The following is a 13,491-nucleotide window of genomic DNA, read 5'->3' on the forward strand; positions in this document are numbered from 1 at the left end:
GGCAAGTCCGCTTTCGAGCGCCAAATGACCCAGCCCACACCCAGCGGCGCCAAACCGTACTTGTGTCCAGAGGCATTTATGGACTTCACGCGTTCGATGCAAAAGTCCCATTCGATATCCTTTTGGATGAACGGCGCCACGAACCCTCCGCTCGCCGCATCAACGTGGATGGGAATGTCGAGTCCGAGATCGCGCTGCATGTCATCCAGTGCTGCAGCCAACGCAGCCACTGGCTCATAGATCCCCGTGAAAGTCACGCCGAGGGTTGCGACGACTCCAATGGTGTTCTCGTCGCAGAACTCGCGAAGGTCGGCAGGTTCGAGTCCCAGTGCATTGCCCCGCAACGGAACCTCACGGATTTCAACGTCGAAGTAGCGTGCGAACTTCTTCCAGCAGATCTGCACCGGGCCGCACACAAAATTTGGTTTGTCGGTCGGTAGTCCTGCCGCTTCGCGCATTTTTTTCCACCGCCATTTCAGTGCGAGCCCGCCGAGCATGGCTGCCTCGCTTGAACCGGTCGTAGAGCAGCCGAGCGCGTCCCACGATTTGGGTGCGTGCCACAGGTCCGCAATGATGTGAACGCAGCGGTTCTCGATCTCGGCAGTCTGCGGGTATTCGTCCTTGTCGATCATGTTCTTGTCGAGGGCGTCGGCCATGAGCTTCTGAACTTCCGGTTCAACCCAGGTCGTACAGAAAGTCGCGAGGTTCTGCCGTGAATTGCCGTCGAGCAAGAGTTCGTCACGCACGAGGTTGTAGGCGGTCGCTGGTTCGGTGGAGTGCTCGGGCAAGCGGTACTTCGGAAGGCATTTTTCCGAAGTACCGGAGGAGTAGATGTCCTCGATGGAGCCGTTATGATTTTCGATAGTCTGATGGAGTGCCATGGGTGCTTTCGATGGAGAGTGGAGGCCATCACGTGCGCCTTGCGCTGCGTGTTTTTTAAGGTGGTCGATGGAACAGATCGGAATACCTGGAAATGATCCTCAGCATTTTTCCGGTCGGATGTCGATCTGTAGTAATGAAGCGTGGGTCCTAGTCTGAGTGCCGGCTAAGTCTTAGGGTAAAAAGACGACAACGACAAACGACAACGACAACGGAGACGGAGACATTGCAACGCCGAATCAAAGCTTCACCTGCAAGACCGGGACATTCGAACAGTGCAGGATTTCGTCGCCGTTGCTGCCAAAAGCAAAACGCGGCAAGCCGCTTCGTGCATGAGTGCCAAGGACGATGATGTCAGCACACCAGTCTTTGGCCTCTAACGCGATCTCTTGATAGACCACGCCTGCAATGCCCTTTCGGAGTACAACGTCGCCTGTAACGCCACTCAGTTCGACTTCGTGAAGACATTGAGAAAGAAGTTTGGCACCGGGCTCAACGCCTGAGAATTCGTCGTCGAGGGCTTGCAAGTCCAGGTCGTCGCGCGGATCAACTTGGAGCTCGTCATCCACGTGAACAAGACGTATGCGTCCTTTGGTTATCTGGGCAAGCTGAATGGCTTCTCGCAGCCCGCGACAAGCCGTTTTGCTGCCGTCAACCGGCACTAGAATTCGTTGATACATCGCGACGCTCGGAGTGTTGATCTCATGATTTTTCGTTTCCTATGAAGTGAGGGTTTCATGCGCTCGGAAAGACGAAACGAAGCTCACGAATTCTCGCAATACAACGCGTAAGCAAACCACTTTGGCAATGGTGGCCGATACGCACACCTTGAGTGGTTGGTCTCGGCGTGCGTTGATCCTATGCACCAGAATTAACTTTGGACGGCCCGGCTACGAACGTGAGGCGATTGCTTTGACAATTCGCAAGAAACGCAAAGCTTCGCCCTCGCCTGAACTCACCGAGGCATTAGCTTTTGATGACGTTTAGACGGTCAATCGCGTCTCCCCATTCAAAGCGGACAAGAGATCGCCTTGGCTCCGGACTGTTTTAGTCGATACCGCTCGCACTGGTGCGGCAGCGCACAGACCCAGGAGTCGGTTCGACATAAAAGCGTTTTTTGCGCCCAGCAAGCTCCTGGCACGCGATGCCACATCGGCTCTGTAGTCAGCGCCGTGCGCGGGGTACCAGGCGGCGCACTGAGCTCGGAGCCATCGACGTCTTTCCCGTACAGCCAAGGAGCCCCAATGGAGTGTGAAGATGGTTTTCCTGACCTCGGTCACGTTCGGCCAAGCCCGGCCAACGCACCCGTCGCACGCCACCCTGAGGCTGTCGCACGGCGGCATCTGGTACCCACCCGCCTGGAAGTCCTACCTTTTCTTTGTTCACTGGCCGACATCCTGCGCCACTCGATGGACACGCGCATCTTCATTGACGTTTTCGTGGATCGGAAATGCCTTGCATGGGTGGTAGACCGGCGCAGATTGGAAAGTGTGCTCCAGCGCTTGACGCAGACGTCGCACTGGGCTGCCATCCACGGCGGGCGGCTGGTCCTGAAGGCCACGGTTGGGCCTGCCGGTGGCACCCTTCTCGATGTGTTCGGGACTGTGAAAATCACGAACAGCGCCTATGGCCCGGTGGTGCCCTCTCCCTTTTTCCCCGGCGCCGGAACGTGTGTGTTGACAAACCCCGAACTGGCCGCAGTGGTCAATTTCGCCGAAAGCTCGGGGGGCTTTGCACAGCTGGCAAAGGGACGGTGGGGAGGCACTTCGCTGGCATTGAGCTTGCCCACCTACGTGGATGGGTAAGGAGGCGCGCACGACCGGTTGCATGGCTTGGCCTTGCAGTGTGGGCCAGCGCACAGTCCGGGGGACGGCAACTGCGTAAATTCGATTTAGAGCGTGCGGGAATGGTCCGGCGCGCCTCCGACATCCGGAAGGAACGCCATGAACCCGCAGCGCGCAAAAGGCCCTCCACCTAAACCAGGACAACGCCACCCCTCTCCGCAGGTGAATGCGAGTCGACAACGGGAGAAAGCCGAATCCACCGAAGTCGAAGGGCGGCACAAGAACTCCGGCCAGAAAGACCACAAGGGCGCGCGCTGAAAGCGTCGCAGCGTAGGCCGAGCGTGCCGAACGTTGGGCGACCTGGTCACCCTGTTCGAGCTTCCTTGCATGGCGTGAACCGCTAAAGATGCCACCGCCAATGTGGCAACAGGCGGCAGGTTCGCAGTGGAGCCAGTGACGGAGTGTTGACGTCGGCGGAAAACTGACCTGTTGGGGGTGCGGCGGAATTCCTAGACTGGTTATGCCGCGAGACCCATGCTCTTGCGATATTCAATAGGACTAAGAGAGGCGAGGGAGATCTTGATCCGTTTTTTGGTTGTACCAACGGATGTATAAGCCCAGTGTTTGTGTGAATTTCTCAATGCTCATTGACTACCAGTTGCGCAGATAGAACAGGTCCGTTTTCAGTCGGCCGAAGAAGCCTTCACAAGCCGCGTTGTCAAGTGAGCATCCTTTGCGCGACATCGAACGAATCACCTTCGCATCAGCGATGCGCTACCGCCATTCAGGCCAGCGGTAGTGGGCGAAATCAATCGGTCGTCGTAACACCTTCAATCATGGAGCTGTTATGGGAAGACCTGCGGGGTGGATGCAGAAGCTAACCGTACGCGTCTCGATGCGCCCGCCCGGCGCTCCTTCGCTTCGGCGTGAGGTGAAGCGGCAGTTCTGGAAGCAGATTGCCACCGGAATAACGAGCGAGAAGACGGCCGAAGCCGTTGCGCAGTAGATTCACCGTGCCACTGATGATGGACACGTTGTTCCTGTTGCCTGCCACGCCGAGGTAGTCACCGATTCCATCGAGTCCCAGATTGTTGCCGTCGCCGGTGAGGGTCAAGCCTGTGTAACCCCAGGTGTTGATGCTGTTGCCTGAGTCGCTCACGGAGTAGCCTTCGCCGCCCAGCAGGCCGAGGTAATCGCCGGTACCCGTCAGGCTGATGCCATCATCGCCGCCCGCAACATTCGCCCGGGCGCCATTGTTGATGTAGATGCCGGTGCCCTGACCATTGGCGGTGGTGCCGCCCCATTTATCACCGGTCGCATTAACCCGGTCCATGTTGCCCCCGCCATAAATGCCCATGCTGTAGACGGCGTTTTCATTTGCGCCATTGCCAGAGCCGCTGACGTTGGCATGGCGGTTGGTGTTCGGATGAATGCCGGTGCCCGGACCGTTGCCGTTGCCGTTGCCGTTGCCGTTGGTATTGCCTACGACAACGGCATCACCTGCGCCCGCCGTGATCGTGTCGCCGCCCCCGTAAGCGCCAAGCGTGGCGCAGGTATGAGGGCGGGCGCTCGCGCATTCAGCCGTTTCATCTGGCCATGAAGGTCAAGGTACACGTCTACGGCTATGCCACGGTAGTGTCCTACTCGCGCAAGACCGCCCACAAGCTGCATGAAGACGTGACGTTTCGGGTGAGCGCAGCCAGCAACTTCTAAACGCATCGCACGCCATACGACTTTCGCGCCCTGCATCTGGAGGAACTGTTGCCATTGTTAGTGCCGATCGTCAGGCTCGCAGGGGAATTCGGGCTGGTCAAACTGGTCCCTATGGCTGGGGACGGTACCGAGTTGCGCAACAATGCCAGCAAGCACGAGGCGACGCGCTACGAGCGGATGAAGGCCATCCAGGCAGCCAAGCACCGTTTGCAAACGCGCCAGCAAAAGCACGATGACGAAGTGCCTCCGGCACCGGTCCAAGCGGTCAAGTCAGACTCGACATTCATGCGTACCTTCGACAACCTGGCGCCCAGGGCGAAGGACAACTTCGCCGATCCCGACTCCCCGATCATGATGATCAGCGCGGGCTTCGAGAAATGCTTCAACAACCGGACGACCTTCAACAGTCGCCAGCAGATCATCGTGGTCAGGCAGTGGGCCGCCGACAGTGGTGAGTTGCCCGCAATACTGGCATCGCTCACGTGCAGTACAGAGCAAGAACCCGCGAGCGCATTGGCTGACTCAGGCTAACGCAGCGAAGGGGTGTCGGCACAGCTGAGCGAGTGCGCAAGCTTTGTGGTTTTTCGGTTGACGTCGGTGCTGCTGCGCTGCAACAATGCGCTATCCCAATTTTTGGAGCCCTTTGCGTGGACAGTGCCTTAAGTCGCAGCGATAGAAAACGTGCCCTTGCGGGTGCGGCGCGCCAGGCTCCCTAACGCAAATGCTTTGCGCTGTGGGACTCCGCGCCGCAGCAGTGAACCACGCCGATCGGCGTGCGTTCTGATCCCAATACACGGTCTCTTCCGATCGTCAGTCCGAGCCTGACATCGCGGCATCGCAGACGCGGCTTAAGCTCTATTTCAGGCAAACGGCTCCTTCAAAGCAAAGGAGTTCCCGTGTGCTTCTCGAAGATTCCCAACGCCTCGACCGCAAGGCCGACCCACACTGCAGGCGCGGCGCTGAGTAGCGACAACCGGCTCGCCGCACCCGAGACAAACGTCTACGCGAGTCTGTGGTCCAGCCGGCGGGTGCGCGCGGCGAAGTCGGTCCAAAACACTGGTGTCCCCCAGCGGCGCTGAGCTGGACTTTCAACTTTCGACAGCCCGGAGATCGCCATGGACCCCGCCCCCAGTCCGCGCTTCGGCGCGACCAAATCATTCGACCCGATGCCCATGTACCCGGCGTCGCTCAAGGATTTCCTCAACGCTTGACCGCGCGAGGAGTTGGGCGCCGTGTGCGCTTGAACGAGACTCCTCATGACCCGCGAAGATTTCAAAACTCACCTGCGTTCCGCCCTCGCCGAACGCCGCCCCGTTGTCTTGCGACACCTGCTGGACCTGCACGGTGCGGCGGCGTTTGCCGATGGGCTTGCCGCTTGGTCTCCACGCCTGGTGGCCGACGCGCTTTCTCTATTGCTTCAAACGCAGCGCATGGCCGTGATGCGGCATCTCCCCTTTGCATTGCGCAACCATGATTTATGCGTCCAGGTCGCGCACCGCCACTCGTCTGGCGGTGTAGCGCCGCCATGCCTGCCTCCGGCACGTTGGGTCGCCTCGTCCACCGCCAGGAGCATCCCATGAATTTCGTCGACAACATTTTTAAAAACTGGTTCGGTGGCTTCCTGTCGCGCCGTCGTGCCACTCAACTGTTCGGGCGCGGTGCGCTGCTGGACACCGTAGGCGGTCGAGGCGCTGCTGAGGCGGTGCCCGAGCATGTCTCGCGCGACATGCTCAAGGCCGCGACCGACGACATACCCGGTTCGCTGGTTCGTCTGGCGTCGCACGAAGACGGGCTGAGTGCCCCCGAAGCGGCCGAGAGGTTGATACGTTTCGGGCCCAACGAAGTCGAGCACGAAAAGCCTTTGCCCTGGTGGCTTCACCTGTGGCATTGCTACAAAAATCCCTTCAACCTGCTGCTCACGGTGCTGGCCGGCGTGTCGTTCCTGACCAACGATCTGAAAGCGACGATCGTGATCGGCACGATGGTGGTGCTCAGCACCTTGATCCGCTTCATCCAGGAGGGCAAGTCCAATCGTGCGGCCGAACGGCTCAAAGCGATGGTGACCAACACCGCCACCGTGATCCGTCGCGACCTCGGGACCGAAGCGACCGAGGTGGCTGAAAAATATTTTGATCTCCACCTTAACGCCCGGCGTCCGCCGTCCCGCGCCGAAGTGCCGATTCGCGAACTTGTACCGGGCGACCATGTGGCCCTGTCAGCCGGTGACATGATTCCCGCCGACTGCCGCTTGATGACGGCCAAGGATTTGTTCGTCGCGCAGGCTGCCATGACCGGGGAATCGCTGCCGGTAGAGAAGTTCGCTGATGAGAAGTCATCGTTTGCGACGGTTCTGGAGGCGCGCAACCTTGTCTTCATGGGCACGAACGTGGTGTCGGGCTCTGCGACCGCACTGGTCGTCGCCACGGGCAACCAGACCTATTTCGGCACGCTGGCGACACGCGTGACTGCCACCAGCCGGGCACCCACCGCGTTTCAGGCCGGAGTCAACAGCGTCAGCTGGCTTTTGATCCGCTTTGCCTTCGTGATGGTGCCGATCGTGCTGCTTGTGAATGGCTTCACCAAGGGCGACTGGACCGAGGCATTCCTGTTTGCGCTCGCCGTAGCTGTTGGGTTGACGCCCGAAATGCTGCCGATGATCGTGACGTCGACCCTGGCCAAGGGCGCGGTCGTGTTGTCGCGCAAAAAGGTGATCGTCAAGCGCCTGGATGCGATCCAAAACTTCGGCGCGATGGATGTGCTTTGCACCGACAAGACCGGGACACTGACGCAGGACAAGATTGCACTGGAGCGCCAGACCGATGTCTTTGGCAATCCGTCGGACGAAGTGCTGAAGTTCGCTTTTTTAAACAGTCACTATCAGACCGGACTGAAGAATTTGCTCGACAGGGCTGTGCTCGAACACGTTGAACTTCAGACCGAATTGAAGCTGGCGCAGGACTATCGAAAGGTCGACGAAATTCCCTTCGACTTCGAGCGCCGACGCATGTCGGTCATCGTCTCCGAGCGTGACGATCACCACGAGTTGATCTGCAAAGGGGCGGTGGAAGAGATGCTGGCGGTATGCACTCGCGTACGGATAGCCAGCGCCGAAGGACAGCAGGACGTGGCGCTCGATGCACACATGCTCGAGCGCGTGCACACGGTCACGCGTGAACTGAACGAAGACGGCCTGCGTGTGGTGGCGGTGGCGATGAAAGAAACCGTCGCGAGTCACCTGACCTATTCGGTGGCCGATGAATCCGAACTCATCTTGGTGGGATACATCGCGTTCCTCGATCCGCCCAAGGAATCCGCAGCGCCGGCATTGCGGGCCTTGGCCAACAACGGCGTCAACGTCAAGGTCTTGACCGGCGACAACGAGCTGGTCACTGCACGCGTCTGCGGGCAAGTCGGCCTGGCGGTCGGCACCATCTTGCTCGGGCCGCAAATCGAGCGCATGAGCGATGCCGCATTGGCGCATGCCGTGGAAGACCATCAGGTGTTCGCCAAGCTGACGCCCTTGCACAAGGAGCGGTTGGTCCGTGCGCTGCGCGCCAACGGACACGTCGTCGGCTTCATGGGCGACGGCATCAACGACGCGCCAGCGCTGCGGGCTGCCGACATCGGCATTTCGGTCGATTCGGCAGTCGATATCGCCAAGGAAGCGGCCGACATCATCCTGCTGGAAAAAAGCCTGATGGTGCTAGAGGAAGGTGTGATCGAAGGGCGGCGCACCTTCAGCAACATGCTGAAGTACATCCGCATGACAGCAAGCTCCAATTTTGGCAACGTGTTCTCGGTCCTGATTGCCAGCGCGTTCCTTCCATTCCTGCCAATGCTGCCACTTCAGTTGCTGGTGCAGAACCTGCTGTACGACATCTCACAGATAGCGATCCCGTTCGACAACGTCGACGAGGAGCTGGTGAAGAAACCGCTGAAATGGAACCCGGGCGATATCGGGCGCTTCATGGTGTTCTTTGGCCCGGTCAGCTCGATCTTCGACATCACGACGTTCGCGCTCATGTGGTTCGTGTTCCATGCGAACACGCCCGGGCAGGAAACCTTGTTCCAGTCGGGCTGGTTTATCGAGGGTCTGCTGACACAGACGCTGATCGTGCACATGATCCGAACGCCCAAACTGCCCTTCATCGAAAGTCGAGCGGCCATGCCCTTGTTGGTCATGACCGTGGCCGTGATGCTCGCGGGTGTTCTGCTGCCAATGGGTCCACTGGCCGACTACTTCAAGCTGCAGGCGCTACCGTTTGATTATTTCCCTTGGCTGATCGCCACACTGGTGGGCTATGCCGTGCTGACCACCCTGATGAAGCGTTTTTACATTCATCGCTTCGGGTGGCAGTGAGGCGCACGGGAAATTCGATGCAGGCCTTTGAACAATTCCATTTGCTCGCCCTGGTTGATTCGGCGATCAGCCTGACGGTGGCTTTCCTGCTCGGCGGCGTCATCGGATTCGAGCGACAGGTACGTCAGCGCACGGCTGGATTGCGCACTAACACACTGGTCGCGGTGGGTTCGGCTGCGTTCGTGGTGCTTGCCAACCGGCTCAACGGCCATGAAGGTGCGGTGCACGTGGTGGCTTACGTTGTGTCGGGCATCGGGTTCCTGGGTGCTGGAGCGATCATGAAGGAAGGTGCGAATGTGACCGGCTTGAACACAGCCGCGACGCTTTGGGGTTCGGCCGCTGTGGGTGCTTGTGCCGGCGCTGATCTGATTGGGGAGGCGGTGCTTGCCGCGATCTTTGTGTTGGCCAGCAACACCCTGCTTCGACCGGTGGTGAATCGCATCAACCGCCAACCGGTGAAGGAGGAGTTCGCCGAGGCCACCTACACCGTGTATGTCATCTGTGAGCGGGCGCGCCAGGCGGAGCTACGGGAAAGACTGGTCGAGTTGCTGGAAGCATCGAACTATCCGGTGCGGGACGTCAACCAGCACGCATTCGGCCAAGGGGACGCCGAAATCGAAGCGACGTTGTATGCGACTGCCGTCGAGGCCTCAGAACTGGACCGCACCATGACGGCCATGGAGGCTGAGCCCGGGGTATCGCAAGCATTTTGGAATGCGCGTTCCGAGGATTGAAACGGCCGGCTGAAACTGCCCCAGAAAACGGATCTTTCACCGTTGCAGTTTCAACGAGAGATTGGCGCATGAATCTTGTCAACCCCGCGGTGACAGGGCGGAGCTCTGATATGCGCCCGGACTGATCATCCGGGAACTCGACCTTCAGACTGTGGGCAATCTGCTCCGGCGATCAGCCATTGACCCATTTGCGGTCACGACGGTGAGGCTTGTTGCGGCCGATGAACGGAGCTTGCTGAGGTCCGGCGACATCGCGCCCCTGAGCATCATGGATCTTGCCCTCCAGGCGGTTTTGGACATATTGGCGCAGACGGGGGTTCATCACCAGCTTGGCTGGCTTGGGCCTTCTGGCCAACAGCTCGGACTTCCACTGCGCGACCGACGCCCGGTACTCGAGCTTGCCACCGCGAGTTGCAGCGTTGCGGGTCAACTCCCGTGAGTCCGTCGAGGGGCTTCGTCCGCTAAGGCGGGCTATCTCCCACACTCCAACGTCTTGGGCCCGCAGTCTTAGGCCCGCACAAGAGCGATCCCTTCTCGCTCGGCGAATGACAAATACCGTCTCGATATGGGATTGGACATGAACAAGGGCATGCCACCACGATGACGGAACCAACGCCCGCCTACTGGCTGCGACACGCCAACGGCTTCGGCCGCCTTCTCGCTCGTGACTCCGGCGGCAATCTGCTTCCAGAACTTCCGCTCCACCTCACGCCGAAGCGAAGGAGCACCGGGCGAGCGCATCGCCACGCGTCCGGTTAACTTCTGCATCCACCCCGCAGGTCTTCCCATGGCACCTCCTTGATTGAAGGTGTTGCGACAACCGGTTGAATCCGCCGTATGTCGCCCCCTCCGAATGGCGAATGAGATTGGTTACCAATCCAAATGGCCTTCGCATCACGAGATGGTCTTCTGTCGAAGAGCATCCAGAATTAAAACCTCCGCACAGAGCACGACCGAATCATGAAAGAGAACCACAAAATCAAAAATATCGGCTGGCTTCGAGCAGCCGTGCTTGGCGCCAACGATGGCATCGTCTCGACAGCGAGTCTTGTCATAGGTGTGGCCGCGGCAAACGCAAGTCATTCGAGCGTTCTGCTTACCGCTGTAGCAGGCCTGGTGGCGGGCGCGATGTCAATGGCAACAGGCGAATATGTGTCGGTCTCGTCGCAGTCGGATACCGAAGCTGCCGCGCTGAATGAGGAGCGCGCCGAGATTCATCAGAACGAGGCCGCTGAGCGTCGGGAGCTGGCAGCAATCTATGTCAAACGCGGTCTTGGCCTCGCCTTGGCCCGACAGGTTGCCGACCAGTTGATGGACCACGACGCCCTGGGCGCTCACGCGCGAGACGAGCTGGGAATCAACGAGATAACGACAGCACGGCCATTGCAAGCCGCCGGAGCCTCCGCGCTCAGCTACGCGGTTGGCGCAGCATTGCCGCTTGCCGTCGTGGCATTCATGCCACCGCCTTCTTTGAGTGTTGCGGTCGCCGTGGCCGCGTTGATTGCGCTGGCAGTGCTTGGCGGCCTTGCCGCCAAGACGGGTGGTGCCAGCGTAGTTCGTGGTGTCGTGCGCGTCACATTCTGGAGCGCCTTAGCGATGGCAGCGACGTACGGAGTCGGCGCGCTGTTCGGCAACGTCATCAGTTAGGTCGTAACGACCGGAGACCCAAAATTCCGGCCTGTGCACCACAAGCATCGGATCTTCGCTCTAACATCGGTGAGTAACTTTCAACCCGGGAACCTGCCATGCGATTTCAAACTTCCTCGACGCACCGTTTCTCCCAATGAGCAACCGCCCACTGTCCTCGGACAGGTTGCCCACGGCTGCGACCTACGACGCAGCGGGCAAGGCGTTCCACTGGACGGTGGTGGCGCTGCTGGCATGCCAATTTGTGACTGCGTTGCTGCTGCCTCAAATTGAGCTCGATACGCCCTTCGATACGATGATCAACTTGCATTTCAACTTTGGACTTGCGATTCTCGTGGTCATGGCGGTCAGGCTCATACACCGTCGGATGCGCCCGGTGTCCGTTGCGCCTGGGGCGGCCCCGACTTGGGAGCGGATGCTGGCACTCGCCACGCACCGCCTTTTCTACGCGATCTTGCTGATTGGCCCCTTCCTCGGCTGGATCGCGGCTTCGGCCCATAGTGTGTCGGTGCGGCTGTTGGGTGTTATTGCGCTCCCAGCCCTCGCACCGCGTAAGGCCGAATGGGGCTTCATCGCCGGCGACATCCACGGATACGCGATGTGGGCGTTGCTTGCGCTGATCGGTATGCACGGCAGTGCGGCCCTGTACCACCACTACGTACTTCGGGACGGCGTTCTCCGGCGGATGCTTTTCAACGGATCCGAAATCCGTCGTTAGGAGAGCTTGCCCAGCGCGGCGCCCAACTGCACGCCGAAGTCTGGACACCACTTTGGATTCAGACCCGATTCTCACGACCTGCCTCTCATTTCTGGTAGCCGTTCAAAGGATTGGCCCACTGCAACATCGCGTCAACAGCGCCACGCGGAGGCATTCAACAAATACCTGCGTGATTGGTCGATCTCCTCTCAGTTGGTTCCAGAGTTTGTTCGTGCGGCGCAGCTCGGCAATGCCCGATACCGCAGCTCAGTTGCTGTTGATAGGCGCGTTCGCTGGCCTCATCACCTTGCCGCACGACAGATCTATTGTTCAAAGATCGCTCTGCCCGTTGCCCCGTTCACGTTCATCTGGCTCACCCTCGCGATCCTCCTGGACTTTCTGAACAGCACGAGCTACTCACGCCCCTGGACGGGAGGTAGCCTTTAGGGAAGGTCTTTTATGGGCGCCTGCCGGATCGCAAGAGCATCGTTAGCCACCCTACCCCATCCTCGACCGGTAGATCAAATCCGTGCTCGGCGGCACACTCCGGGGTTCTGTCGCGAAAACAGATAGAGGCTGAAGAAGCTCAAAGTTGGCTGCGATCACAAAAGCGAAGAGAGCTGGCCTCGCAACAACGGACAGTCCTATAGAGACGGTCACTGCTCCCAAGGCCGACGATATCGCCCGTGAGAACCGAAGACTCCGGCGCACACCCTCGACAGACTCCTTGCGCACTGATGGCGCTTTCCGCTGTTCGAGACGACAAGATGCTGGCCCAATTGCCGAACCAGCATAACGTCCATCCCAACCAGATTGGCGACTTGAACGACCAGTCGCTGACCCGCGCTGCCAATGTGCGCTGCGCGAACGACGTCCTGCAGTTCCAATCACGCTGAATCGTCGCAAGGTTCGCCTTTGACCGCATCCTGGTCTGCGGCGGAAGTGGTTCCAACCCTGCAGCGCTGCGTCGTCGATGATGATGCCGCCACGCGCCCACACGAAATGCGCTCTTTTGCGACAAGCAGCCCGAAGCGACCCGGCGCGCAGTTTAAACAACCAACGACCCGACTTTTTGGTTCATCCATGCCGAGTCTTGCCGCGAACCTAACAATGATTTCACACCTACGAACCTGCTCCAGATCATTGTTATTTCTCTCATACAAGGCGCAGCCAAACTGCTGCCCGTCTCCAGTTCCGCGCATGTAATCGTGGCAGAGAAGATCATGGGTCTCGATCCAACTTCGCCTCAAATGAACCTGCTGCTGGTCATGCTCCAAACCGGCACGATGTTTGCCGTAGTTGCGCATTACTGGAGATCGTGGGAAACCACATACTTCAGTTTCGCTTCAGGCATTCCGGTCGAACGCGATCAACGTTGTGATTAGGACTGCGCTGACCAGCCTCGTCGGATTGCTACTTCTGCAGCTGCTCAAGCGAGTCGTGGGCTCAGAAATGGGTACCAACAATAAGCTTGACTAACCATTTATCGGCCTCTTTGGTGATGCCTTTGCCGATGCCCAGGTTCACGTCGAAGCCGGTGAATTCATGATCGACAACAGCAAACAAGGTCTTGCTGTTTTTGCTCAAGGAATCGAGGTGTCGAAGCGGCCCCAGTTCGTTGTAGGTTTCAAAACCGATCTGCGTTTTTGCATCGATCGCGTAGGCCACTTTGGCATC

General features: G+C 59.1%; 13 protein-coding genes and 2 pseudogenes. 9 read left to right on the forward strand and 6 right to left on the reverse strand.

Annotated elements, in window-relative coordinates:
• Positions 1 to 881: glutamate decarboxylase (locus RCH10_RS26095; RefSeq protein ID WP_409054636.1), on the reverse strand; the 881-nt coding region annotated here is incomplete at its 3' end.
• A 237-nt stretch (positions 882 to 1,118) separates the two neighbouring features.
• A complete protein-coding gene (locus RCH10_RS26100) occupies positions 1,119 to 1,559 on the reverse strand; it encodes a universal stress protein (RefSeq protein WP_409054637.1) in 441 nt (146 codons plus the stop codon).
• Positions 1,560 to 2,288: 729 nt separating this feature from the next.
• Between RCH10_RS26100 and RCH10_RS26105 the strand changes: the two genes are divergently transcribed.
• Positions 2,289 to 2,684: a hypothetical protein gene (locus RCH10_RS26105; RefSeq protein ID WP_409054638.1), complete on the forward strand. Its 396-nt coding sequence runs from the start codon at positions 2,289 to 2,291 to the stop codon at positions 2,682 to 2,684.
• Positions 2,685 to 3,181: 497 nt separating this feature from the next.
• Here the strand turns inward: RCH10_RS26105 and RCH10_RS26110 are convergent.
• Both RCH10_RS26110 and RCH10_RS26115 read right to left on the reverse strand, forming a co-directional pair.
• A pseudogene (locus tag RCH10_RS26110) lies at positions 3,182 to 3,467 on the reverse strand (IS3 family transposase); the annotation flags it as partial.
• A 73-nt stretch (positions 3,468 to 3,540) separates the two neighbouring features.
• Positions 3,541 to 4,020: a hypothetical protein gene (locus RCH10_RS26115; protein ID WP_409054647.1), complete on the reverse strand. Its 480-nt coding sequence runs from the start codon at positions 4,018 to 4,020 to the stop codon at positions 3,541 to 3,543.
• Positions 4,021 to 4,424: 404 nt separating this feature from the next.
• On the opposite strand from RCH10_RS26115, the gene RCH10_RS26120 reads away from it, so the two are divergent.
• From RCH10_RS26120 to RCH10_RS26135, 4 genes are all read left to right on the forward strand, one after another.
• On the forward strand, positions 4,425 to 4,907 hold the full coding sequence (locus tag RCH10_RS26120; RefSeq protein ID WP_409054639.1) for a hypothetical protein: 483 nt from the start codon (positions 4,425 to 4,427) through the stop codon (positions 4,905 to 4,907).
• Positions 4,908 to 5,632: 725 nt separating this feature from the next.
• Positions 5,633 to 5,956: a hypothetical protein gene (locus RCH10_RS26125; protein ID WP_323501522.1), complete on the forward strand. Its 324-nt coding sequence runs from the start codon at positions 5,633 to 5,635 to the stop codon at positions 5,954 to 5,956.
• Complete coding sequence (gene mgtA / locus RCH10_RS26130; RefSeq protein WP_409054640.1) at positions 5,953 to 8,736, forward strand: magnesium-translocating P-type ATPase; 2,784 nt, start codon at positions 5,953 to 5,955, stop codon at positions 8,734 to 8,736. Before RCH10_RS26125 ends, mgtA begins: the two co-directional genes overlap by 4 nt.
• A 17-nt stretch (positions 8,737 to 8,753) precedes the next feature.
• Entirely contained in the window at positions 8,754 to 9,470 is a 717-nt protein-coding gene (locus RCH10_RS26135; RefSeq protein ID WP_409054641.1) for an MgtC/SapB family protein, read from the forward strand.
• 106 nt (positions 9,471 to 9,576) lie between these two features.
• Here the strand turns inward: RCH10_RS26135 and RCH10_RS26140 are convergent.
• Positions 9,577 to 10,238: pseudogene (locus tag RCH10_RS26140) on the reverse strand (helix-turn-helix domain-containing protein); the annotation flags it as partial.
• A 192-nt stretch (positions 10,239 to 10,430) separates the two neighbouring features.
• Between RCH10_RS26140 and RCH10_RS26145 the strand changes: the two are divergent.
• The 4 genes from RCH10_RS26145 (at position 10,431) to RCH10_RS26160 (ending at position 13,199) form a co-directional block, all read left to right on the forward strand.
• A complete protein-coding gene (locus tag RCH10_RS26145) occupies positions 10,431 to 11,117 on the forward strand; it encodes a VIT family protein (RefSeq protein WP_409054642.1) in 687 nt (228 codons plus the stop codon).
• Positions 11,118 to 11,253: 136 nt separating this feature from the next.
• The gene (locus tag RCH10_RS26150) at positions 11,254 to 11,835 is read left to right on the forward strand and encodes a cytochrome b (protein WP_409054643.1); all 582 of its coding nucleotides are present in this window, start codon (positions 11,254 to 11,256) and stop codon (positions 11,833 to 11,835) included.
• A 716-nt stretch (positions 11,836 to 12,551) separates the two neighbouring features.
• Positions 12,552 to 12,710, forward strand: coding sequence for a hypothetical protein (locus tag RCH10_RS26155; protein WP_409054644.1), 159 nt, complete (start codon positions 12,552 to 12,554; stop codon positions 12,708 to 12,710).
• Between the two features lie 282 nt (positions 12,711 to 12,992).
• Positions 12,993 to 13,199, forward strand: a complete 207-nt coding sequence (locus RCH10_RS26160) for an undecaprenyl-diphosphate phosphatase (protein WP_409054646.1) — start codon at positions 12,993 to 12,995, stop codon at positions 13,197 to 13,199.
• A gap of 61 nt (positions 13,200 to 13,260) precedes the next feature.
• On the opposite strand, the gene RCH10_RS26165 is transcribed toward RCH10_RS26160, so the two are convergent.
• Positions 13,261 to 13,491: hypothetical protein (locus RCH10_RS26165; RefSeq protein WP_409054645.1), on the reverse strand; the 231-nt coding region annotated here is incomplete at its 5' end.

It is taken from the genome of Variovorax sp. GrIS 2.14, from assembly GCF_046115955.1.
Classification (GTDB): domain Bacteria; phylum Pseudomonadota; class Gammaproteobacteria; order Burkholderiales; family Burkholderiaceae_C; genus Variovorax.

Bases quoted from the DNA above. Each gene is read 5' to 3' on its own strand.
- RCH10_RS26100 (WP_409054637.1), bottom strand. From the start codon at position 1,559: ATGTATCAACGAATTCTAGTGCCGGTTGACGGCAGCAAAACGGCTTGT.
- RCH10_RS26105 (WP_409054638.1), top strand. From the start codon at position 2,289: ATGGACACGCGCATCTTCATTGACGTTTTCGTGGATCGGAAATGCCTT.
- RCH10_RS26115 (WP_409054647.1), bottom strand. From the start codon at position 4,020: ATGGGCATTTATGGCGGGGGCAACATGGACCGGGTTAATGCGACCGGT.
- RCH10_RS26125 (WP_323501522.1), top strand. From the start codon at position 5,633: ATGACCCGCGAAGATTTCAAAACTCACCTGCGTTCCGCCCTCGCCGAA.
- mgtA (WP_409054640.1), top strand. From the start codon at position 5,953: ATGAATTTCGTCGACAACATTTTTAAAAACTGGTTCGGTGGCTTCCTG.
- RCH10_RS26135 (WP_409054641.1), top strand. From the start codon at position 8,754: ATGCAGGCCTTTGAACAATTCCATTTGCTCGCCCTGGTTGATTCGGCG.
- RCH10_RS26145 (WP_409054642.1), top strand. From the start codon at position 10,431: ATGAAAGAGAACCACAAAATCAAAAATATCGGCTGGCTTCGAGCAGCC.
- RCH10_RS26150 (WP_409054643.1), top strand. From the start codon at position 11,254: ATGAGCAACCGCCCACTGTCCTCGGACAGGTTGCCCACGGCTGCGACC.
- RCH10_RS26155 (WP_409054644.1), top strand. From the start codon at position 12,552: ATGGCGCTTTCCGCTGTTCGAGACGACAAGATGCTGGCCCAATTGCCG.